The organism is Neorhizobium sp. T7_12 (assembly GCF_002968535.1).
GTDB classification, from domain to species: Bacteria; Pseudomonadota; Alphaproteobacteria; order Rhizobiales; family Rhizobiaceae; genus Neorhizobium; species Neorhizobium tomejilense.
Map to the genome: position 1 here is coordinate 26,072 of NZ_PVBK01000008.1, position 21,300 is coordinate 47,371.

The following is a 21,300-nucleotide window of genomic DNA, read 5'->3' on the forward strand; positions in this document are numbered from 1 at the left end:
GCCTAACGCCGGGTCAGCGCCACCACATAACGCGCCGGTTCCTTGCCTGGGTTGAAGAAGACGCAATCGGCAGGCGGGCCGAGCAGAAGGCAATCGCCTTCGGTGAGATGGTGCATCACCGGCCCTTCCTGGAAATCGAGCCGGCCCGCAAGCACCCAAATCTGCTGGTGCTGGAAGGCGAAGGCGGATGCCGGATAGGGCACGCGCACGCCTGATGGCAGCGAAACATCCAGAAGCTCCAACGGGGAATTCGCCGGAGAGACGGCGCGTCGCGTATAACCCGTCTCCGGATCGGTCCAGACCGGTTGTTCCGCCTGCAGCGCGACGCGCTCCTGCGCCCGCTCGGCAAGCGCCAGCAGAACCGAAAGCGGCAGGCCGAAAGCGCCCGAGAGCCGGCCGAGCACCGTCGCCGTCGGGCTCGCCTCGCTGCGCTCGATCTTGCTGATCATCGCCTTGGAGACGCCAGAGCGTTCGGCAAGCTCGGCGAGCGACCAGCCCCGCGCCTCCCGCTCGATCTTCAGCCGCATGGCGATCGCCTGGACCGGGTCATTTTCAGCCTGTTGCAAGCGGCTTGCCTTTCGATAATCGTCTTCTATAGTGGACGATGGCACCCTATAAGAGACAACCCTTGTCGGCAATGGGGAATTCAGAGGGAAGATCGTGACGCGCGAAATCCGTTTCAACGCCTTCGACATGAACTGCGTCGGCCATATCCAGCAGGGGCTCTGGGCACATCCGCGCGACCAGTCGCACCGCTATGCGCAGCTGCGATACTGGACGGCCTATGCGAAAAGGCTGGAGGCGGGCCTGTTCGACGGCATATTCCTCGCCGACGTTCTCGGCGTCAACGACGTCTTCGGCGGCAGCAACGCGGCAGCGCTGAGGGGTGCCGTGCAGGTGCCGGTCAACGATCCGCTGCTGCTGGTGCCGGCCATGGCCGCCGTCACCGAACATCTCTCATTTGGCGTTACCGCCAACCTGACCCATGAACCGCCTTTCGTCTTCGCCCGCCGCATGTCGACGCTCGATCACCTGACGGGCGGCCGGATCGGCTGGAACATCGTCACCGGTTACCTCGACAGCGCCGCGAAGGCGATCGGCCTTGATGGGATGGCGGCCCATGATGACCGCTACGACCTCGCCGACGAGTATATGGAGATCATGTACCGGCTCTGGGAAGGAAGCTGGGAGGATGACGCTATCGTCTTCGACCAGGCGAACCACGTCTACGCCGACCCGGCCAAGGTCCACAAGGTCCATCACCGCGGCAAGCAATACGGCATCGAGGCGATCCATCTCTGCGAACCCTCGCCGCAGCGCACGCCGGTTCTCTACCAGGCCGGGTCCTCAACCCGCGGACGCCAATTCGCCGCCACCCATGCAGAATGCGTCTTCGTCAACGGCCAGAAGATCGAAGGCGTCAAGGGCATCGTCGACGACATCAGGGCTCGCGCCGTCGAATACGGCCGCAACGCCGAGGACGTCAAAGTCTTCGTCGGCGCCACGATCGTTACCGCCCGCACCGAAAAGGAAGCGCGCGAAAAATTCGCGGACTATCGCGCCTATGCGAGTTCCGAAGGTGCTCTCGTGCATGCCGCCGGCTCACTCGGCATCGACTTTGCAAAATACGATCTCGACGAGCCGATCGAGACCGGCAAGAGTTCAGCGATCGTCTCGAACGTCGAGGCGATGACCCGCACCGCCGGGCCGCAATGGACCAAGCGCAAGCTGCTCGAACAAATGGTGCTCGGCAGCCGCCAGGCGCCGATGGTGGGTTCCGCAGAACAGATCGCCGACAACCTCGTCGCCTGGATGGATGAGGCCGGCGTCGACGGTTTCAACCTGTCGCGCACCGTCGTGCCGGAGTGTTTTGACGATATCATCGAACTGGTGATCCCGATCCTGCAGGAACGCGGCCTCTACAAGACCGGCTATCGCGAAGGCCCGTTCCGTGAAAAACTGTTCGGGACGCAGCGGCTGCCGAGCCGGCATATCGCGGCGAGGTATCGGACCTCGGGGAGAGTTTCGTGATCGGCATCCCGCTTGGGGATACCCCCTCTGCCCTGCCGGGCATCTCCCCCACAAGGGGGGAGATTGGCAGGAGGCACGCTCCCATCTCTTTCTCCAGCGACACGCGGCAGGTCGATGGGGTGAAACGCACGCTCTTCCGTTCAATCTCTTGCGACGATTGGGGCAGGAGATCGGCTCCATCCGATCTCCCTCCTTGTGGGGGAGATGCCCGGCAGGGCAGAGGGGGGTATGCGACAAATGAGACGAGCATTAAAAAGCAACCCCATCGGTCACACAGGATGAGATCATGACCACGGCAACCCTGGAAACGCCAGCCGCAGGCCGCTGGGGCATGCTGGCTTTGCTCTGCCTCGCCGTCGTACTCTCCTTTTCCTGCTGGTTTTCCGCCAACGCCATCGCGCCGGAGCTGAAACGCGTCTGGTCGCTGTCCGAAAGTGCCGCCGCCTGGCTCACAAACGGCGTGCAGATCGGCTTCGTGATCGGCGCTCTGGCCGCAAGCCTCTTCAACCTTCCGGACCTCATCCGCATGAACCGGCTGATGGCGGCCTCCGCCCTGCTTGCGGCGCTCTCCAACGCCGCCTTGGCTCTGGATCCCGGCCCGGCCGGTGCCATCCTCTGCCGCATGGTCACCGGTTTTGCGCTCGCCGGCGTCTATCCGCCGGCACTGAAACTCGTTTCCACCTGGTTCATTTCCGGACGTGGCCTCGCGCTGGCCGGCGTCATCGGCGCGATCACCGCCGGCTCGTCGCTGCCGCATCTCTTTCGCGGCATGTCGTCGGCGGTCGACTGGCACAATGTCGTCCTCTTATCGAGCGGTGCGACGCTGTTCGGTGCCTTGGTTTTCCTCGTCTTCACCCGCGAAGGCCCCTATCCGTTCGGCAAGGCTCTGTTCGATCCGCGCCAGATCGGCCGGGTGCTGAAGGACCGCAACCTGCTGCTCGTCAACGGCGGTTATCTCGGCCATATGTGGGAGCTTTATGCCATGTGGGCCTGGCTGCTCGCCTATCTGACCGCCGCCCTCGACAAGGGTGGAACCGGCATCAGCAGCGAAGCCTCGCTGCTCACCTTCATTGCGGTCGCCTCAGGCGTGTTCGGCTGTTTCGCCGGCGGCGTGCTCTCGGACCGTTTTGGCCGCACCGCCACCACCGCCGGCCTGATGATCGTCTCCGGCGCCTGTGCCCTGTCCATCGGCTTCGTCTTCGACGGGCCATTCTGGCTGCTGGCGCTGGTGGTAGTCGTTTGGGGGATTTCGATCATCGGAGATTCGGCGCAGTTCTCCGCCGCAGTAACCGAGCTTGCCGACCGCAATTACATCGGCACGGCGCTGTCGCTGCAGATGGGCATGGGTTTCGCGCTGACCATCTTCATGATCTGGCTGATGCCGCATCTAGCCGCGCTGCTCGGCGGCTGGCGCTGGACGTTCGTGCTGCTCGCGGTCGGGCCGATCTTCGGCGCCGCCTCGATGCTGGTCCTGCGCGGCCGGCCGGAGGCCGTCCGGCTGGCCGGCGGTAGGCGCTGATCAGGCGACGAGGCGACGGCCGGGCATCTCGTCCCGCTTCTGGCGGTCGCGAGCGAGCCGTTCCGCGCTGCGGGTCTTGAAGCCGCGCAGCGCCGTGACCAGCCGCTCGACCGCGTCGCGCAGGTCCGATGTCTGCTTGGACGTCTCCAGCACCATGGCCGAATTTTCCTGGGTGAGCGAATCCATCCGGCTCAGAGCCCCGTTGACCTCATGCAGGCCGATCGACTGATGCGCCGCCTCGGTGGCGATCGTCCTGACGATCGTGTTGATGTCGTCGATGCGCGTGGTGATCTGGCTGAGCGCAGCACCGGCATTGTTGACGAGATCGACACCCGCCTGCACTTGGCGGGAACTGTCGGAGATCAGGTCCTTGATCTCCTTGGCGGCATCGGCGCAGCGCTGCGCCAGCGCCCGCACTTCCTGGGCCACAACGGCAAAACCGCGGCCCGCCTCGCCGGCACGCGCCGCCTCGACACCCGCGTTGAGCGCCAGAAGATTGGTCTGGAAAGCTATCTCGTCGATAACGCCGATGATCTTTGAAATCTCGTCGGACGAGCGCTCGATCTCGCCCATGGCCGCAACGGCCTGCTTGACGACCGGTCCCGAGGCACGCGCCTCCGACAGCGCCACGTCGACTGCGCCGGCCGCCTTGCTGGCGCCTTCGGCGGTGCCGGAAACGCTGTGGGTGAGCTGGTGCAGCGTCGCGGAACTCTCCTCCAGGCCCTGGGCCTGTTCCTCCGTCCGCCGGGCAAGATCCTTCGAGGCCTGGGAGATACCGTTGGTGCTGACGAGGATTTCCTCGCCGGCATGGCGCACGGTCGCCAATGTGCCGCGCAGCCTCTCGGCACTGCCGTTGTAGCCTTCCGCCATCCTGACGAAGTTTTCAGGAAGAGCACTGGAAAGCCGGCTCTCCAGATCGCCCGCGGCAAGCCCCTTCAGTACATCGTCCAGAGCCTCGAGCGCAACTTCCTGCTCCTCATCGGCGGCGAGCTTCGCCTCCTCGGCGTGGCGGCGCTGTTCTGCCTGTATCTCCAGATAGGCGGAGATCGAATAGTCCAGGTCGAGCATCGCCGCCTTGACCAGCGTCGCAACGTCCTTGGCAAGCTTTTCGGATTTGCCGCGACCGAAACGGGAGGGCCAGTTCTCGGCCATCACCTTGTGGATGAGGCTTTCCACGACCAGCGCCTGACCGCCGATATGCCAGCGCGGGTCGAGACCGGCATGGGCTTCGGCGGCGCGAGCTGCTTCCACATAACGCTCGTCGTACTTGGCCTCGCCGACAGCGTTCCAATGGCTCATCTGGCGCTTCTTGGCGCTTTCTACGTGAGCCTGGTTGGTGAAGAACTTGGCGGTGTCGGGTGTCGACTGGATCTTCTTGTAAAGCGCGCCGAGAGCTGCCGAAAGGCCGGCATTGATGGTCGGCGCGAGACGACGAAGCGTCGAGCGTGCCTCCTGGTCCAGACCGATAAAATCCAGACGCTTTTGCAGTTCGCGTTTTTCTTCAGCCGACGACATTATGATCCCCCAATCCGCCGCGGTCACCGCCCTTTGGGAGGTGTATCTGTTCCATATTGTGAAGGTTAAGGTGTAGGATCCCTTAATGCACACCCCTCAAAACTGATAGGAAGTTACATTTTGCGATGAATTTTCGCCGCCCGAACGATGCTGATGCGGCGGAAGTTCGAGGAATTCTCTTGCGCGAATTATTCGAGCGTATAATAAGCCGTGACGCCGTGCCAAGAACGGCCTGCCCGTTCCTCAGGAGATGACCCGTGAACCGCCGCACCTACCATAGGGCAAGCGAGGCCGAGCGGCGCGAGGACCTGATTGCCGCCACGCTCGATTGCATTGCCGAGTTCGGCATCCAGGGCGCGACGGTCCGCCAGATCGCCATGCGCGCCGGCGTCACCGGCGGGCTGATCCGGCACTATTTCAGCAGCAAGGACCAGATGCTGCAGGCGGCCTACCGAAAGGTGATGGCCGGCATGACCGAGGCGGCGGTTGCTGCCGCGATCGAGGGCGAGACGGCCCGCTCGCGCCTGCGCCGCTTCATCGTCGCCAATGTGACGCCGCCGGTCACCGACCCGCGCACGCTGTCGCTCTGGGCCGCCTTCATCAGCCATATCCAGATCGACCAGAGCTTCGCCGCCATCCACCGTGAAAACTATCTCTCTTTCCTTGCGGCGCTGGAAACCTTGCTGTCCGCCTTCTTCGTCGAGGAAAAGCGAGCACTGAGCCCCGCCCAATGCCGTACCTATGCGATCGGGGTCAACGCGCTCGTCGACGGCCTCTGGCTGGAGGGAACGCTTGCGGCCGATACGTTTGCGGAACACGAACTCGCAGAAAATGCCCTGATCTCCGTGGAAGCGCTGCTGCGCCTGCAGCCCGGCGAGCTTTCGGCCGAACAACGATAAGAAAAGGAACCACCGATGCGTTATGCCTCGATCACCGACCGCCTCGCCCATCTCGGCTCCGGCCGCTGGGCACTCCACCTGACCGCCCGCCGTATGCAGGCATCGGGCGAGGACATCATCGAACTCACCATCGGCGAGCCGGACGTCAAGCCGGACAAGGCCCTGCTCGACGAGGCGGCGCGCGCCATGTATGCCGGCCGCACCCGGTATTCCAATGGCCGCGGCGAACCGCCGGTGCTGAAGGCGCTGGTGGAAAAGTATTCGAAACGCCGGCCAGGTGTCACGGAGCGCAATTTCCTCTGTTTCCCCGGCACCCAGACCGCTCTCTATGCCGTCATGACCGGTCTCGTCGAAGCCGGCGACGGCGTGCTCGTCGGCGATCCGCTCTATGCCACCTATGAAGGCGTCATCCAGTCCACCGGCGCACACATGATCCCCGTGCCGCTGCGTCCGGAAAAGAAATTCCACCTACAGGCCGAGGATCTCGAACGGGCAATCACGCCGGAGGCCCGCGTGCTCCTCCTCAACACGCCGCACAACCCGACCGGCGCGGTGCTGACCGCCGCCGAGATCGCCGCGATCGGTGAGGTCTGCCGCAAGCATGACCTCTGGATCGTTTCGGACGAGGTCTATGAGCAACTGATCTTCGAAGGCACGCCCTTCGCCTCGCCCTTCGATATTCCGGCACTGGCCGAACGTACCATCGCGGTCTCGTCGATCTCGAAATCCCACGCTGCCCCCGGCTTCCGCAGCGGCTGGGCCGCCGGCCCGGAGGAGTTCTGTGAAAGACTGCTGCCGGTGTCCGAGACCATGCTGTTCGGCGTGCAACCCTTCATCTCCGACATGACCGCCATGGCACTGTCGCAGCATTTCGACACCGCCGACGTGATGCGGGAAAATTATCGCCGCCGTGCCACGATCGTCGAGAAGGCGTTTGCCGGCAGCAATCTCGTCAAGCCGATGCCGCCGGAAGGGGGCATGTTTGTCCTGCTCGACGTGACCGCCACCGGCCTCAACGGCGAGGAATTCGCCTGGGAACTGCTGCGCGAGGAAAAAGTCGCCGTCATGCCCGGCACCTCCTTCGGAGACCAGGCTGCAGGTTTCCTGCGCATCTCGCTGACGGTCCCGGACGATGTGGTTGCAACCGCCATGGACCGTATCGCCGACCTCGCCGGCCGCATCGCATCCACTGGCCGCGACCGCGCGACAAACCCGATGGCGTGAGCGAAGTTCCCAATTGATCTCCCGGAGCAAGACGGGCTATGCTCGCTTCGGTTGATTTGAAAACTGCCCATCGGAGGAGTGCAACATGCCCCATGTTATCGTCAAAATGGTCGAGGGCCGCTCCGAAGAACAGAAGCAGGCGCTGACGGCTGAGGTGACGAAGGCGGTCATGACCGCTCTTGGCTCTGCCGAGAGTTCCGTGTCGGTCGCAATCCAGGACTTTCCGAGAGACGCCTGGACGGACAAGGTCTACGTGCCGGATATCCAGGGACAGCCGGAACTCGTTTACAAAATGCCCGGCTACGATCCCTTCAAGTAATCGGCTGATCCCGGAAAATTGGCGGTCTCCTCCGCCGGCGGCTCCCAGCCGAAGACGCTGCGGCCGCCCCATTCGTGCGAGCGGCGGAATTCGCCGGCGACGATCTCCTTGAGGTCCGGGCCTGTCACATACCGTTCCATCTGGCGGGCCTGGTCATCGAGCCGCTTCAGCGCCTGCAGCTCTTCGTCGCGGCCGAGCCGGGCCTTGCCGACGGCGGACTTCATCACCTGGATCGTCTCGTCATAGACTTTCAGCGGCACCGGAAACGGATGCCGGTCCTTGCCGCCATGGGCGAGCGAGAAACGCGCCGGATCGGAAAAACGGCAGGGCGCGCCATGCACCACCTCGGCGACCAAGGCCAAAGCCTTGACCGTCCGCGCGCCGACACCCGGCATCAGCAACAGGTTCTCGAAATCCTCCGGGCCGCGATCTGCCGCCGCCGCCAGCGTGCCATGCAGCCGCCTCATGTTGACATCCTCCTCGCGGACATCGTGATGCGCCGGCATGATCAGATGCGGCAGCATCGGCTGCGCCAGTTCCTTCGTTTTTCGGGCCGGCTCGATGGCGATCACCTCGCGGACGATCCGGTCCGGCCCGAGCGTCGCGAGCAGATCGAGCTGGCCCTTGCGGGAGGCTTCGGCGCGGTGGTCGGCGAGATTGACGATCTCGCCCTGCCCGCGGCCTTCGATCGCCGCATGCGGGGAATCGACGAAGCTCTTCAAGCCCTCCGAGATCCAGTGGTAACGCCGCGCCTGGCGCTTGTCGCCGTTCATGCCCTGCTGCACCACCACCCATTTGCCGTCGTCGGTGACGATGAAGCCATGCAGGTAAAGATCGAACCCGTCCTGCACCGCGGCGCTGTCCACCTTGGCGACCAGACGGCTGGTCGTCGCAAGGCCGCCGCCGTCGATGCCGACACGGTTGCCGACGGCGATCAATTCGTCCGGCGTCTTGCGGGAGCTCTGGCCGCGGCCGCCGCAGACATGGATGCCGAGCTCGCCGGCCATCGGCGTCAGCCCGCGCTTGAGCGCGCCGAGAACGCTGGTGGTGATGCCGGAAGAATGCCAGTCCATGCCCATGACGCAGCCGAAGGACTGAAACCAGAAGGGATGCGCCAGCCGCCGCAGAAGTTCGTCGCGGCCGTATTCGATGACGATCGCCTGGGTGATCACGGCACCGAGCTTGGTCATGCGCTCACCGAGCCACCGGGGAACCCGGCCACCGTGAAGCGGGAGATCGGCGCTGCCTGCTCTTTGAACCATGATCCGCTTATATACGGACGCTCAGGCTCACGATAGGGAAAAGTTCTGCAAACGTTCTCGCAACAGTCCGATCGTCGGCACGTCCGCATTGGCGAAGGCGAAACGCAGATAATTCTGCTGACTTTCGCCGAAATAGGCGCCGGGAATACAGATCACCCCCGCCTGCCTGGCCAGCTTTTCCGCCACTTCCGCTGAACTCCTGCCTGGGAACGGATGCCGCACGAAGGCGAAATAGGCGCCAATCGCATCCAGCTTCCAGTCGTTGACGGAGCGCATCACCGCCTTCAGCGCATCGGCACGGCGGCCGATCTCCTGGCGGTTATCCTCCCGCCAGTCGGCGAGAAGCGGCAGCGCCTTGGCGACGGCAGCCTGGGCCGCCCTCGGCGCGCAGATCTGCAGGTTGTCCATGATCTTGGCGATCTGTTCGACCGCGACCGGACCCGCGGTGATCGCCCCGAGCCGGTGGCCGGGGATGCAGAAGGATTTCGAAAAACTGTAGAGGCTGATCAGCGTATCTTCCCAGCCGTCGAGGCTGAACAGCGCGTGCGGCGCCTGGTCCGCGGCCGGCAGAAAGTCGCGATAGGTCTCGTCGAGGATCAGCCAGATGCCCTTGTTCTGGCAGAGCCTGAAGATCGCCTCGAGCAGCGACGGCGGATAGATCGCCCCGGTCGGATTGTTGGGCGAAACGAGCGCCAGCGCCCGCACCTCGCCGGTAATCGCCGCTTCGAGCCCGATAAGGTCCGGCAGGAAACCGTTCGCCGCGTCGCAGGCGACGAAAGCGGTCTTGACGCCCATCATCGCCAGCGTCGTTTGGTGGTTGAAATAGAAGGGCTCGGTCATCAGCACAGTATTGCCGGGACCGGCCACCGTCATCGCGGCGCAGACGAAAGCCTGGTTGCAGCCCGACGTGACGTGGATGTTCCTGAGCCCGATGCCTGCGCCGTAAACATCCGAGACATGCGCCGCATAGGCGGTCCGAAGCTCCGCCTCGCCCTCGATCGGCCCATAGCCGGTAAAGGCCTTTGAGGAGCCGGTCTCGCCGAGCAGCTTCAGCATGTCCGGATGGGCCGGATAACCGGGCACGGCCTGAGAGAGGTCGATCAGCGGGCCTTTGGACCCGTCATAGGCACGCCCCCAGGCGGCGACGGAGGGAACGGGCGGAGGGCTGAGCTTTTCGATAAGCGGATTGAAGGCAGGCATGATCTTCCGAGAACAGGATTTTCCGAACAGGCGATTGATTGCCTTTCTTGTTTATCAGATTATCGGGCGACGCAAGGAGAACCGGATATGGCCGACGAGATTGAGCCCGAGGATTCGAAGCTCACCATCACCAAGCGGAAATGGGCGGAACAGGGCAAGTTCCTGACAGGCCGGATCACCAGGCCGGAAACCGACCGCCTGCCGCCAGGCCAGCACCTGGTCAAGAACTGGCCGGTACTCGACCTCGGCCAGCAGCCGCAGGTCTCGACCGAGCGCTGGAAACTCGACGTGCGCGGGTTCGTCAACAACCGCAGGACCTTGGATTGGGCGGCCTTCCAGGCTTTGCCGCAGACCGAGATGCGCTCTGACATCCATTGCGTGACCACCTGGTCGCGCTACGACAACAACTGGAAAGGCGTCTCGACGCACGACTTTCTCGATCTCGTCGATCCGCAGGAGGAGGCCGTCGCCGTCATGCTGACCAGCTATGACGGCTATACCACCAACCTGCTGCTTTCGGATTTCGCCTCGCCGGACGCGATCATCGTCACCGAGTGGGAAGGCAAGCCGCTCACCGAGGAACATGGCGGGCCGGTGCGGCTGGTGGTGCCGCACCTCTATTTCTGGAAGAGCGCCAAATGGCTCAACCGCATCGAGTTCCTCGACCGGGACCAGGCCGGCTTCTGGGAGAAGAACGGCTACCATATGCGCGGCGATCCCTGGTCCGAGGAGCGTTATTCGGACGACTGAGGATCAGCCGAAATTGACGAGATTCAGTCCCGGCAGCGGGCCTCCCGGGAACTGCGCCAGCTTGGCCCCGACAGCAAGCGGCCCGAGGTCTATGCCGAAGAAGCCGAGCTTCTCCGTCAAGGCGGCGACTTCCGTCTTTGCCGCAGCATCGTCGCCCGAGTAGAACAGCACACGCTTGCCACCCTCGGAAGCAGGGTCGGCCTCAACCAACTTCGCGAATAGATGATTGAAGGCCTTCACCACCCGGGCGCCCGGCACGAGGTCGGCGACGATCTCGCTGGAAAGACGGCCGTTGAGTTCGGCCGGTTTGTAGAGCGGCGACTCGATCGGATTGTTTGCATCGATGACGATCCGGCCGTTCCAGTCAGGGAGGCCGCCAAGGGCAGCCGGCAGCTTCGTCCATGGAACCGCGATCAGCACCATGTCCGCACTTGCGGCCTCTTCGATCGTGCCGGCGGAAATCCAGGGCGACAGCTCAGCCGTCAGTGTTTCGAGCGAGGCCGGACCGCGGCTGTTGGCGATGGTGGCGCGCACGCCGTTTCTTGCAAGAGTACGGGCGAAGGCTGCGCCAATATTGCCGGCGCCGATGATACCGATGGTCATGATTGCGATACTCCAGTGGTTTCGATGACAGGAATATCGCCTCTGGATTGGCGCTTGATTAGCCAGTAATAATGCCAAGCATCTTCAAGTAACCGTTGAGAATAGACCTTCCGTGGAAAGCCTCGCCAATCTCGAATCCTTCATGCGCAGCGCAGAGCTCGGTGGCTTCTCGGCTGCAGCCAGGCGGTTGGCACTGACGCCCGCGGCCGTCAGCCGCAATGTCGCGATGCTGGAGCGGAACCTCGGCACCCGCCTCTTCCAGCGCAGCACGCGAAGGCTGACGCTGACGGAAGCGGGCGAACGTTTTCTGTCGGAGATCAGCGATCACGTCGGGGCGCTGCAGGCTGCGATCGCTGGCGCCTCGTCGGAAAGCGCAGAGCCGGCCGGCGTGCTCAAGGTCAGCATGAGCCCGCATTTCGGAACGGGCTATATCCTGCCGCTGCTGCCCGAGTTCATGGCGCGCTATCCGCTGATCCGTCCGGACTGGTCCTTCGAAAACCGGCAGGTCGATCTGATCGCCGAGGGATATGACGCAGCGATCGGCGGTGGGTTTGAGCTGACGCCCGGCGCAGTCGCCCGGGTGCTGGCGCCGGCCCATATCGTTCTGGTCGCTTCACCGGCCTACGTGAAGGACAGGCCCATACCGGCTCATCCGGCGGACCTTGCGAACCTCGACGGCATCCATATGCGTTCTTCCAATACCGGCCGTATCCGCCAATGGGTGATGCGAAATGCCAGCGGCGACGAAGTGCCGGTCGCACTGAGGGAAAAGATGGTGCTCAACGACCCGGCCGCCATTGCCCACGCAGCAAGCCTCGGCCTCGGCGTTGCGATGATCGCGATGCCGGATGCCTTGTCGTATATGGAGAGCGGCACGCTCGTCCGGCTGCTGCCCGATTGGTATGCGGATATCGGGCCGATCTCGATCTACTACGCCAGCAAGACGCTGCTGCCGGCAAAGACCCGCGTCTTTGTCGACTTCGTAGTCGAGCATCTCCGGAAAGAGCGTCTGGCCGAACGTTTTGCCGGCAGCCTCGGGGCATCGAACATGCCGAAGCGAAGATAGGCGCACCCGGCCGAAACCGGATGCGCGGGATCGATCAGATCAGCTTTTCGAGCGTGATCGGCAGGTCGCGGACGCGTTTGCCGGTCGCGTGGAAGACCGCATTCGCAATAGCCGGCGCGACGCCGACGATGCCGACTTCGCCGACGCCTTTGCCGCCCAGCGCCGAGGCGCCGTAGTCGGGAATGCCGACCGAGATTACCTCGATATGCGGCACATCCGCATTGGTCGGCACCAGATAGTCGCCCATGTTGCTGTTGACGGTGCGGCCGTTGCGCTGGTCGACGAGACCTTCTTCCAGGAGAGCCTGGCCGATGCCCATGATGATGCCGCCCCGCCACTGGCTTTCCACCAGCCGCGGATTGTAGAGCCGGCCGCAATCGAAGGCCGAGACGATGCGGGACACCCGCACCGTTCCAAAATCCTCATCCACCCGCACTTCGGCGAAATGGGCGCACCAGCTATGCATGGAATATTCGCCCATGGTCGGCCCCTGGATCTTGGCCATGCTCGTCCAGGCCTGATGTTGCTCCTGGGCGGTAGCGCCGTCCGGCAGCGTATTCCTCAGGATTTCGATCTCGTCGCGACCGAGCGCCGCCATCAGTTCCGAAAGCGTGAGCGACGGACCCTGCTCGCGGGGAACGGCAACGCGGCCGCCGCTGAAGGTCAGCGTATTGGCGCCGGTATCGCGCAGCGGCGAATTTTCGTCGTTGAGCGCCAGCCCGATCAGTTCGTCGCGGGCCGCCGTCGCCGCCTTGTGCACGGCACCGAGGATCGAGCCCGCCAGCATCGAGCCGCCGGCGATCGCCGAGCCCGGCAGCCGGGAATCGCCGAGATGAACCTCGACCTGGTCAACGGGAATGCCGAACACTTCGGCAGCCGTCTGGGCAAGGATCGTATACGTCCCCTGCCCCATGTCGATCGCACCGCTGACGACCTCGACACGGCCATTGCGCAGGATGCGGATCATCGCCTCGCTCGGCGCCTGGATGACCGGGAACGTGCCGCAGCCGATGCCCCAGCCGATCAGGGTTTTGCCGTCGCGCATGGAGCGCGGTTCATGGCTGCGTTTCGACCAGCCGAAGGCCTCGGCACCTTCGGTCAGCGCTTCGCGCAGCCTGCGGGTCGACCAGGGTTTTCCCGACTGGTAGTCGTGGTCGGCGTAGTTTTTCAGCCGAAGTTCGAGCGGGTCCATGCCGAGCTTGTAGGCGAGTTCCTCCATCGCACTTTCGATGCCGAAGGCGCTGGGGTTCTTGCCCGGTCCGCGCAACGCACCCGGTGTGACAGTGTTGACCGGCACGACCCGATGCTGCGACGAGAAATTCTCTATCCTGTAGAGGATCGGCGTTGCGGCACCGGTCTGCTCGGGCCAGTCCGCATAGGTGGAGGTCTCGCTGGCGCCGCGATGGACGATCGCCTGCAGGATGCCGTCTTCCGTCGCGCCAATCTTGATCCGCTGGCGTGTCGCGGCGCGACCGCCGTAGTTGGTGAAATTCTGTGGTCGCGTGAGCGCAAGCTTGACCGGCCGGCCGAGCTTTCTGGAAGCGAAAGCGGCCACCGCGCCGTGGGCGAGGGCCGCCCCCTTGGAGCCGAACCCGCCGCCGATGAACGGCGAGACCAGTCGGACGTTTTCGTAAGGAATGCCGAACCATTCGGAATAGCTGCGCGCCATGCCATGCGACCATTGGCTCGGCTCCCAGACCGTGATCTGGTCGCCATCCCACTTCACGGTCAGCCCATGCGGCTCCATGGCAACGTGATATTCGCGCGGCGTCGAATATTCGCCTTCGATCTGAACCGGTGCGGCCGCAAGTGCGGCCTCGGCATCGCCCCATCCGGCGGTGAGATTGTCCATCACCTTGCCTTCACCGGCAGCGGCATCGTCGAAGCTTGCGACATGCGGTGCCTTCTCATAGGTGATGCAGATCAGCCTTGCCGCCTCGACCGCCTGTTCGCGGCTTTCGGCGACGACGGCGGCGATCGACTGGCCATTGTACTGCACCTGCCGCGGCAGCGGGTAATACGGCTGGTTTTCCGGGCGATTGCCACCCCAGTCGGAGGCGACCAGGAGACCCAGGTCGTCATCCGGCGTCAGCACCATCAGCACGCCTGGGGCCGCAAGCGCCTTTTCCGCATCGACCGAAATGATGCGGCCGGCCGGGATCGTGCTCTGCACGAGAATGGCGTAGGCAAGGCCTTCGAGCGGATATTCCAGCGCATAGGTCGCGCCACCGGTGACCTTCAGATTGCCTTCGAAGCGCGTTTGACGGCCGCCGACAGTCCCGTCGGAGGCATCGCCGTGTTTGCGGGGTTCCATGATGGTCATGCGAGACCTCCAACTTTCAGGATGGCGCGGGCGACGACGCGCGGCGCAAGTTCGATCTTGTAGTGATTGGCGCCATGCGAAACGGCACCTTCCATGGCGAGACGGCTCGCCGCCTCGACGGTTTCGGGGCTGAGCACCTTGCCGACCAGCGCCTGTTCAACGTTGCGAGCCCGCCACGGCTTGGTGGCGACGCCGCCGAGAGCGACGCGGATATCGCGCACCGTCTTGCCGTCCGCTTCGAATTCCAGCCCGACTGCGGCACTCGCTGCCGCGAATTCATAGGACTGACGGTCGCGGACTTTGAGATAGGTCGAGTTCTTTGCAGCCGCCGAGGCCGGGACGGTGATCGCGGTGATCATCTCGCCGCGCTGCAACGCGGTTTCCCGCTCCGGCGTATTGCCCGGCGTCAGGAAAAAGTCGTCGACCGATACCGTCCGCCCGCCGAGTTCGACCACGGCGTCGAAGGCAACCAGTGCCACGGCCAGATCACCCGGGTAACTGGCGATGCAGGCATCGCTCGTGCCGAGGACGGCATGGTTGCGGGTCACGCCGCCGAGTGCCGAACAGCCGGAGCCGGGATTGCGCTTGTGGCAGGCCGGAAACACGTCCGGCTCGCGGAAATACGAACAGCGCGTCCGCTGCAACAGGTTGCCGCCGATCGTCGCCATGTTGCGGAGTTGGGCGGAGGCCGCCAGCGACAGCGATTCCGAAACCGCCGGGAAAGCGGCACGGATGCCTGCGTGGTCGGCAACCTCCCCCATCTTGGCAAGCGCACCGATGGTGGCGCCGCCGGCATCGACAGTAATTTCGCCGAGGCCCGAGAGGTGGGTGATATCGATGACCGTTTCCGGTTCCATCACGCCGCATTTTGCAAGATCAAGCAGCGTCGTGCCGCCGGCAAGCAGCACTGAACCAGCCTGGAGCGCCGCCTGCCGGGCTTCGTCGGCAGACGTGGCGCGGAGATAGGAAAAGTCTCTCATCACGCCATCTCCGCCGCTTCGCGAACCGCCGCGACGATGCTGTTATAGGCTCCGCACCGACAGAGATTGCCGGACATGTATTCGCGGATTTCCTCGTCGGATCCCGTATGGCCCTCGCGAATGCAGGCGACTGCCGACATGATCTGGCCCGGCGTGCAATAGCCGCATTGGAACGCGTCATGCTCCACGAAAGCCGCCTGGACGGGGTGCAGCGCGCCGTTCTCAGTGGCGATCCCCTCGATCGTGGTGACCTGCCGGCCTTCGACCTGGGCTGCGAGCGTCAGACAGGAAAGCACACGGCTGCCGTCGACATGACAGGTGCAGGCGCCGCACTGGCCCTGGTCGCAGCCCTTCTTGGTGCCGGTCAGCGCCAGATGTTCGCGCAGGGCATCGAGCAAGGTGACGCGCGGTTCGACGTCGAGGTCGTACCGCCTCCCGTTGATATCGAGCGAAAGATGGATGGTTCGTGTCATGGATCAAGCTCCTGCCATTGTCACGATAATGAGAACTTTAAAGCCCGGGGCGGACTGGCCAACTGGCTGTGATGCCCTAGATGATGTTCGGCGAGACAAGCACCGGCACATTTCGGCATGACATCCGTCCCCCTCTGGACTAAGAAGTGGAAGGCACTCCAAATAACCGGAGGCGCCTCCGTTTAAACTAGTGGCTTACGGATTTTCGTCAAGCCCCCATTTGCCTGGAGCAGTATTTTGGCCTCGGCCGAGCCGAAGACGACATCGCCCGCACAAACCAGGCTTCGCGCCGATGCCCGCCGCAACCGCGAAAAGCTGGTCGAGGTGGCGGCCGCAGCCTTTGCGGAAAAGGGCGTCGAGACTTCGCTCGAAGATATAGCACGGCAGGCCGGCGTCGGCATCGGTACGCTTTACCGCCATTTCCCAAGCCGTGAGCATCTCGTCGAGGTGGTCTATCGCCGCGAGCTCGAAGGCCTGGCGAGCGCCGCCACCGAGCTTGCCCGGCTCCATTCGCCGGACATGGCGCTCGAGGAATGGATGCGGCGCTTCGTCGGTTATATCGCCACCAAGCGCGGTATGGCCAACAGCCTGCGTATCCTCATGACCTCCAACTCCTCCCTTTTTTCCGAAGGCTCCGGCCTCATCCGCGGCGCGCTGGAAAGTCTTTTGAAGACTGCAGGCGACGGAGGATATATCCGCCGCGACATCGAAACGACCGATCTCCTGCACGCGCTGTCGAGCATCTATTCCATGCCGGAATCGCCCGAATGGCGCGAGCGGTCGCATCGCCTGATCGGCCTGCTGATGGACGGCCTGCGAACCCGCAGATAACGCCTCGTATCCGGCCCGTATCGACCGGCCGGATAGGCTAGATTTCGCATCCCGCTTGAACGGAAAATCAAGCAATCCCAGATTGACAGGTAACCTGTTACTCAGAAGATCCGGTTTCAATATTATTGTTATAAAATAAACGGATAGCCTGGACGAAATTTCGAATTTTTCGCTCCGAAAATCGTCAAAAGACGTTGCACATTATCAAAATTCAATCTGTCGTTAAAGAGTTTGACCCTAAGCTCCCGGCTATCGCGCGACCGCCATCAGGTGTAGCGCAAGAGCTGGTATGAGACCGGTTCTTTTCCCACACCGCCAGATATCAGATCTGCGCGTGAAAACGCGTTGCCTCTTTCGAGGCTTCACCAATCCGGAGCCGAACCTCATGTCCCGTCTCTCCATTCGCAGTTCGCTTATCGCCGTCTTCGGCGCGATTGCGGCGCTCGTCGCCGTTCTCGCCTGGGCGGCCATTTCCTCGCTCTCCAATGTCGCTGGAAATCTCACCACGATTTCGCAAAACTCGATGCCGAGCGTCCAGGCCTCGAAGAATATAGAGACGGCCATCCTCGGAATGACGGTCGCCTATATGGGCCATCTGACGACGACGTCGGACTTCGGCATGGAGACTGCGGAAAAACTGATTGCCCAGCAGTCCGATGCGCTCAAGGCTGCTCTCCAGACCTACAGGCCGCTGATCTCCAGCGACCAGGAAAAGCAGATCATCGAGCAGATCCAGACCGGCATCGACAAATACGTCCTCAGCGGGCAGAAAATGCTGGATTTCTCCCGCAAGGCCTCCGACGCTCGCGCCCGCGTCGAGATGGAAAAGATGCGGATCACCATCCAGCCGGTCATGGAAGCCGTGACCAAGCTGGTCAAGTCGAACACGGACGAGGCGGCCCTCGAAACCGCCAAGGCGGAGACGACCTATTCCACCGCGCTCACCACGATGGAAATCATCCTCGGCGTCGTCTTCCTGCTGATCGTCGGTGCTGCCGTCTACGTGCTGTCCGGCATTGCCCGACCCATCCAACGCATCACCGCCTCGATGAGCGGCCTTGCCGCAGGCGACACAGCTACCGAGATCCCCTTTGCAGGACGCAAGGACGAAATCGGGGCGATGGCCGGTGCCGTGGAAGTCTTCCGTCAGGCCGCGATCTCCAACAGACAGCTTCAGGAACAGGCCGAAGAAGCCCGCGCCCAAGCCGAAGCCGACCGTATCCGCGTGCAGGAAGAGGCCGAAGCCTCCGCTCAGGCCCGCCTCCAGCAAGCGACTTCCGGCCTCGCCGCCGGCCTGCGCCGCCTTGCTTCCGGCGATCTCGCTTTCCAGCTCAACGAACCCTTCGCTCCGGATTTTGAAGCTCTGCGCGAAGACCTGAACTCCGCCGTGTCCGGCCTCGGTGCGGCACTCTCGGAAGTCGCCGGCTCGGCCCATTCGATCGACAGCGGTTCGCGTGAAGTCAGCCAGAGCGCCGACGACCTTTCCAAGCGGACCGAACAGCAGGCAGCCTCGCTTGAAGAGACCGCCGCAGCCCTCGACGAAATCACCGCCAACGTCTCGAATTCTTCCAAGCGTGCGGACGAGGCAAAGACGATCGCCCTCCAGGCAAATTCCAGCGCCGCCCAGTCGGGTGCCGTGGTTGCCAACGCCGTCGACGCGATGCAGCGCATCGAGCAGTCTTCCAGCCAAATCTCCAACATCATCGGCGTCATTGATGAGATCGCCTTCCAGACCAACCTGCTGGCGCTGAATGCCGGCGTCGAAGCGGCCCGCGCCGGTGAAGCCGGCAAGGGTTTTGCGGTCGTCGCACAGGAAGTCCGCGAACTCGCCCAGCGTTCGGCGAATGCGGCCAAGGAGATCAAGGATCTCATCCGCAAGTCGGGTGCCGAGGTCCAGAACGGCGTGAAGCTTGTCCGCGAAACCGGCGATGCGCTGAAGACGATCGAAAGCCACGTCGTCACCATCAACGAGCATATCAATGCAATCGCTACAGCAGCCCGCGAACAGTCGCTCGGCCTTGCCGAAGTCAATACCGCCGTCAACCAGATGGACCAGGTGACCCAGCAAAACGCCGCGATGGTCGAGGAAACCAACGCCGCCGGCGCCAATCTCGCATCGGAAAGCACGAAGCTGCGTGATCTCCTCACCCGCTTCAAGCTCTCCGAAGGCGGCCAGCGTTCCGGAATACAGCAGCGGCCGACCTACGGCTCCGGCCCGGCCCCGGCAAGCCGCAACGCCGTCCCGCAGGAATCGCCGGCCCGTCGCCTTGCGCAGCGCGTCAGCAAGTCCTTCGGCGGTGCCTCGGCTGCTGCAACGGCGGAATCGCAGTGGACCGAATTCTGATCCGCCCGCGATCCTAACTCTCTAACTGTCGCTCTTCGACGGCCCGGCCTCTGCCATCTGGCGCAGAAGCCGGGCCGTCTCGTCATTGGCGGGAAAGAAGGATTCGACCGCCAGCTCCGACAGCGTCACATCCACCGGAGTTCCGAAGACCGTCGTCGTCGAGATGAAGGACAAAAGCCCCGCCTCCGTCCGCAATTCCATCGGCACGGCGATGCCCGCATAATCATGCTTTGGCGCGGACTTCGAAGCCCCTTCCGGCATCGGGTAACCCGAGAGCTCTTCCAGCAGTTTCTGAAGAACACGGTCGCCCGTCGCCGCGATCTGCTGATGCAGCCGTTCGAGCAGGTGATTGCGCCATTCGACAAGATTGGCGATGTGAGGCGCAAGGCCCTGCGGATGCAGGCTGAGCCGCAGCACGTTCACCGGCCCCTCGATCAGCGACCGGTCCGCGACATCCGCAAGCAGCGGCGCCACCGCGGCATTGGCGGCCACCAGGGTCCAGTGCCGGTCGACCGCGAGTGCAGGGAAGGGCTCGTGGCCCTTCAGCACCATATCGATCGCCCGCCGCGCCGGCTGGAGTGCCGGATCGTCGAGTTTGCGCTCGGCAAACACCGGCGCGAAACCGGCGGCGAGCAGCATCGGATTGCGTTCGCGAAGCGGCACCTCGAGCCGCTCCGCGAGATGCAGCAGCATGTCCCGGCTCGGGACCGCCCGCCCGCTTTCGATGAAGCTCAGATGACGCTGCGAGATATCGGCCTCAAGCGCCAGGTCTAGCTGGCTCATGCGCCGGCGGCGGCGCCATTCGCGCAGGAAATCACCGAGGGGACGGGCGGGTGCGAGGGTCGTCATGCGGCGGCCGGGACCTGGTCGAGGAAACCGCAGACCGACTTCAACCGGCCGTTTTCCAGCACGGCGAAATCCGTGCCCTTGATCAGCGCCTCGCCATCCACTGGGCCGAGCTCCCAGGAAAAGCGCAGATTGTCGTCATAACCGTCGGCCGCGCCGATCAGCGTGAAGCGGAAACCCGGAAACCGCGCCTGGACGCCTTCGACCAGGCGATCGACGCCCTCATGGCCCTCGCCGCGCATCAGCGGATCGACATAAAGCCCGTCTTCAGCCCAGGTTTCGGCGATCATCGCCTTTCGGCGAACGGCATCCGTTTCGTTCCAGATGGCGAGATAACGTTCGGCATTGGTGTTCGCATCGGTCATGTCTTTTCTCCTTGAGATCGCCCTGCTCGTTGCAGGCAGGGCGAACATGCCGGAGCGGCTGCATCGTCTCAATTACGCGGCAGGTAATAACTATCGCGCCGAAAGCGCAAGCCGCGCGCCGAGCACCACGAAGGCGCCGGCGAAGATACGGCGCATCCAGGCAAGGATATTCGGCCGCGAGATCACGTGGCTGCGCACCGAGGCGGCAAACAGCCCGTAGAGAACGAAGACGCCGAAGGTCATCAGCATGAAGACGAGGCTGAGCTCGGTCATGCGCAGAACGGGCGCCATCTCATCCTGGCGGACGAACTGCGGCAGGAAAGCGAAGAAGAAGATCGACAGTTTCGGGTTGAGCAGATTGGCAAGGATAGCCGAGACGATGACTTGGCCAACGGATTTCGGCGTCTTGTCCGCCTCCACCGTCAGCGCCCCCTTTTCCTTCAGAACCTGCCAGGCCATGAACAGCAGATAGGCGACGCCGAGATATTTGATGATCTCGAAGGCCAAGGTGCTGGCATGCAGCAGCGCGGCAAGGCCCGACACCGCCGCGATCATGTGCGGCAGGATGCCGAGCGTGCAGCCGAGCGCGGCAACGAGACTTGCTCGCGCGCCTCGCGACAGGCCGGCGGCGAGCGTGATCAGCACGCCGGTACCAGGCGAGGCGACGACGATGAAGGAGGTAATCAGGAATTCCGGGCTCATGGGGCGATCCTCTCAAGATGTTTTCCCACAGCTATCGGAGAGAGCCGC

General features: G+C 63.5%; 20 protein-coding genes. 9 read left to right on the forward strand and 11 right to left on the reverse strand.

The features are described 5' to 3' along the window. Positions 1-2 precede the first annotated feature (2 nt). Positions 3-566, reverse strand: a complete 564-nt coding sequence (locus C5J26_RS18235) for a helix-turn-helix domain-containing protein (RefSeq protein ID WP_371681930.1) — start codon at positions 564-566, stop codon at positions 3-5. Positions 567-660: 94 nt separating this feature from the next. Here C5J26_RS18235 and C5J26_RS18240 point away from each other — a divergent pair, with 94 nt between their 5' ends. Together C5J26_RS18240 and C5J26_RS18250 are read left to right on the forward strand one after the other, a co-directional pair. Beyond that, on the forward strand, positions 661-2,031 hold the full coding sequence (locus C5J26_RS18240; RefSeq protein WP_105403044.1) for an LLM class flavin-dependent oxidoreductase: 1,371 nt from the start codon (positions 661-663) through the stop codon (positions 2,029-2,031). Between the two features lie 286 nt (positions 2,032-2,317). Further along, a complete protein-coding gene (locus C5J26_RS18250) occupies positions 2,318-3,550 on the forward strand; it encodes a nitrate/nitrite transporter (RefSeq protein WP_105403045.1) in 1,233 nt (410 codons plus the stop codon). Here the strand turns inward: C5J26_RS18250 and C5J26_RS18255 are convergent, their stop codons facing one another. Further along, positions 3,551-5,065, reverse strand: a complete 1,515-nt coding sequence (locus C5J26_RS18255) for a globin-coupled sensor protein (protein WP_105403046.1) — start codon at positions 5,063-5,065, stop codon at positions 3,551-3,553. It lies immediately after the preceding gene. A gap of 257 nt (positions 5,066-5,322) precedes the next feature. Between C5J26_RS18255 and C5J26_RS18260 the strand changes: the two genes are divergently transcribed. The 3 genes from C5J26_RS18260 to C5J26_RS18270 all read left to right on the forward strand — a co-directional run bounded on the left by C5J26_RS18260 (position 5,323) and on the right by C5J26_RS18270 (position 7,507). After that, entirely contained in the window at positions 5,323-5,964 is a 642-nt protein-coding gene (locus C5J26_RS18260; protein ID WP_105403047.1) for a TetR family transcriptional regulator C-terminal domain-containing protein, read from the forward strand. A 15-nt stretch (positions 5,965-5,979) separates the two neighbouring features. Continuing rightward, positions 5,980-7,188 (forward strand): pyridoxal phosphate-dependent aminotransferase, encoded by a 1,209-nt coding sequence (locus tag C5J26_RS18265; protein ID WP_105403048.1) that lies wholly within the window; start codon positions 5,980-5,982, stop codon positions 7,186-7,188. Between the two features lie 85 nt (positions 7,189-7,273). Beyond that, positions 7,274-7,507 carry a tautomerase family protein gene (locus C5J26_RS18270; protein ID WP_105403049.1) on the forward strand — a complete coding sequence of 78 codons (234 nt, stop codon included), beginning with the start codon at positions 7,274-7,276 and terminating at the stop codon, positions 7,505-7,507. On the opposite strand, the gene C5J26_RS18275 is transcribed toward C5J26_RS18270, so the two are convergent. Both C5J26_RS18275 and C5J26_RS18280 read right to left on the reverse strand, forming a co-directional pair. After that, a complete protein-coding gene (locus C5J26_RS18275; RefSeq protein WP_105403050.1) occupies positions 7,489-8,769 on the reverse strand; it encodes a DUF763 domain-containing protein in 1,281 nt (426 codons plus the stop codon). The genes C5J26_RS18270 and C5J26_RS18275 overlap by 19 nt on opposite strands. Positions 8,770-8,796: 27 nt before the next feature. Further along, positions 8,797-9,969 (reverse strand): aminotransferase, encoded by a 1,173-nt coding sequence (locus C5J26_RS18280; RefSeq protein ID WP_105403051.1) that lies wholly within the window; start codon positions 9,967-9,969, stop codon positions 8,797-8,799. Between the two features lie 87 nt (positions 9,970-10,056). Between C5J26_RS18280 and C5J26_RS18285 the strand changes: the two genes are divergently transcribed. Continuing rightward, positions 10,057-10,719 carry a sulfite oxidase-like oxidoreductase gene (locus C5J26_RS18285; protein WP_105403052.1) on the forward strand — a complete coding sequence of 221 codons (663 nt, stop codon included), beginning with the start codon at positions 10,057-10,059 and terminating at the stop codon, positions 10,717-10,719. Positions 10,720-10,722: 3 nt separating this feature from the next. Here C5J26_RS18285 and C5J26_RS18290 read toward each other — a convergent pair whose 3' ends face one another. Then, positions 10,723-11,331 (reverse strand): NADPH-dependent F420 reductase, encoded by a 609-nt coding sequence (locus C5J26_RS18290; RefSeq protein ID WP_256386084.1) that lies wholly within the window; start codon positions 11,329-11,331, stop codon positions 10,723-10,725. A gap of 103 nt (positions 11,332-11,434) precedes the next feature. On the opposite strand from C5J26_RS18290, the gene C5J26_RS18295 reads away from it, so the two are divergent. After that, positions 11,435-12,388, forward strand: coding sequence for a LysR family transcriptional regulator (locus tag C5J26_RS18295; RefSeq protein ID WP_105403054.1), 954 nt, complete (start codon positions 11,435-11,437; stop codon positions 12,386-12,388). 34 nt (positions 12,389-12,422) lie between these two features. On the opposite strand, the gene C5J26_RS18300 is transcribed toward C5J26_RS18295, so the two are convergent. Genes C5J26_RS18300 through C5J26_RS18310 form a run of 3 tightly spaced genes read right to left on the reverse strand, consistent with a single transcriptional unit; the run spans position 12,423 to position 16,164 of the window. Beyond that, entirely contained in the window at positions 12,423-14,711 is a 2,289-nt protein-coding gene (locus C5J26_RS18300; RefSeq protein ID WP_105403055.1) for a xanthine dehydrogenase family protein molybdopterin-binding subunit, read from the reverse strand. Next, positions 14,708-15,691 carry a xanthine dehydrogenase family protein subunit M gene (locus C5J26_RS18305; RefSeq protein ID WP_105403056.1) on the reverse strand — a complete coding sequence of 328 codons (984 nt, stop codon included), beginning with the start codon at positions 15,689-15,691 and terminating at the stop codon, positions 14,708-14,710. Before C5J26_RS18305 ends, C5J26_RS18300 begins: the two co-directional genes overlap by 4 nt. Then, positions 15,691-16,164, reverse strand: a complete 474-nt coding sequence (locus tag C5J26_RS18310) for a (2Fe-2S)-binding protein (RefSeq protein WP_105403057.1) — start codon at positions 16,162-16,164, stop codon at positions 15,691-15,693. Before C5J26_RS18310 ends, C5J26_RS18305 begins: the two co-directional genes overlap by 1 nt. 237 nt (positions 16,165-16,401) lie before the next feature. Between C5J26_RS18310 and C5J26_RS18315 the strand changes: the two genes are divergently transcribed. Both C5J26_RS18315 and C5J26_RS18320 read left to right on the forward strand, forming a co-directional pair. Next, positions 16,402-16,995 (forward strand): TetR/AcrR family transcriptional regulator, encoded by a 594-nt coding sequence (locus tag C5J26_RS18315; RefSeq protein WP_046666423.1) that lies wholly within the window; start codon positions 16,402-16,404, stop codon positions 16,993-16,995. Positions 16,996-17,380: 385 nt separating this feature from the next. Beyond that, positions 17,381-19,339: a methyl-accepting chemotaxis protein gene (locus C5J26_RS18320; protein WP_105403177.1), complete on the forward strand. Its 1,959-nt coding sequence runs from the start codon at positions 17,381-17,383 to the stop codon at positions 19,337-19,339. A 21-nt stretch (positions 19,340-19,360) separates the two neighbouring features. Here C5J26_RS18320 and C5J26_RS18325 read toward each other — a convergent pair whose 3' ends face one another. The 3 genes from C5J26_RS18325 to C5J26_RS18335 all read right to left on the reverse strand — a co-directional run bounded on the left by C5J26_RS18325 (position 19,361) and on the right by C5J26_RS18335 (position 21,252). Continuing rightward, positions 19,361-20,188 (reverse strand): helix-turn-helix domain-containing protein, encoded by an 828-nt coding sequence (locus C5J26_RS18325; RefSeq protein ID WP_105403058.1) that lies wholly within the window; start codon positions 20,186-20,188, stop codon positions 19,361-19,363. Continuing rightward, positions 20,185-20,550, reverse strand: a complete 366-nt coding sequence (locus C5J26_RS18330; RefSeq protein WP_105403059.1) for a nuclear transport factor 2 family protein — start codon at positions 20,548-20,550, stop codon at positions 20,185-20,187. Before C5J26_RS18330 ends, C5J26_RS18325 begins: the two co-directional genes overlap by 4 nt. Positions 20,551-20,640: 90 nt before the next feature. Then, positions 20,641-21,252 carry a LysE family translocator gene (locus C5J26_RS18335; protein ID WP_105403060.1) on the reverse strand — a complete coding sequence of 204 codons (612 nt, stop codon included), beginning with the start codon at positions 21,250-21,252 and terminating at the stop codon, positions 20,641-20,643. Positions 21,253-21,300 lie beyond the last annotated feature (48 nt).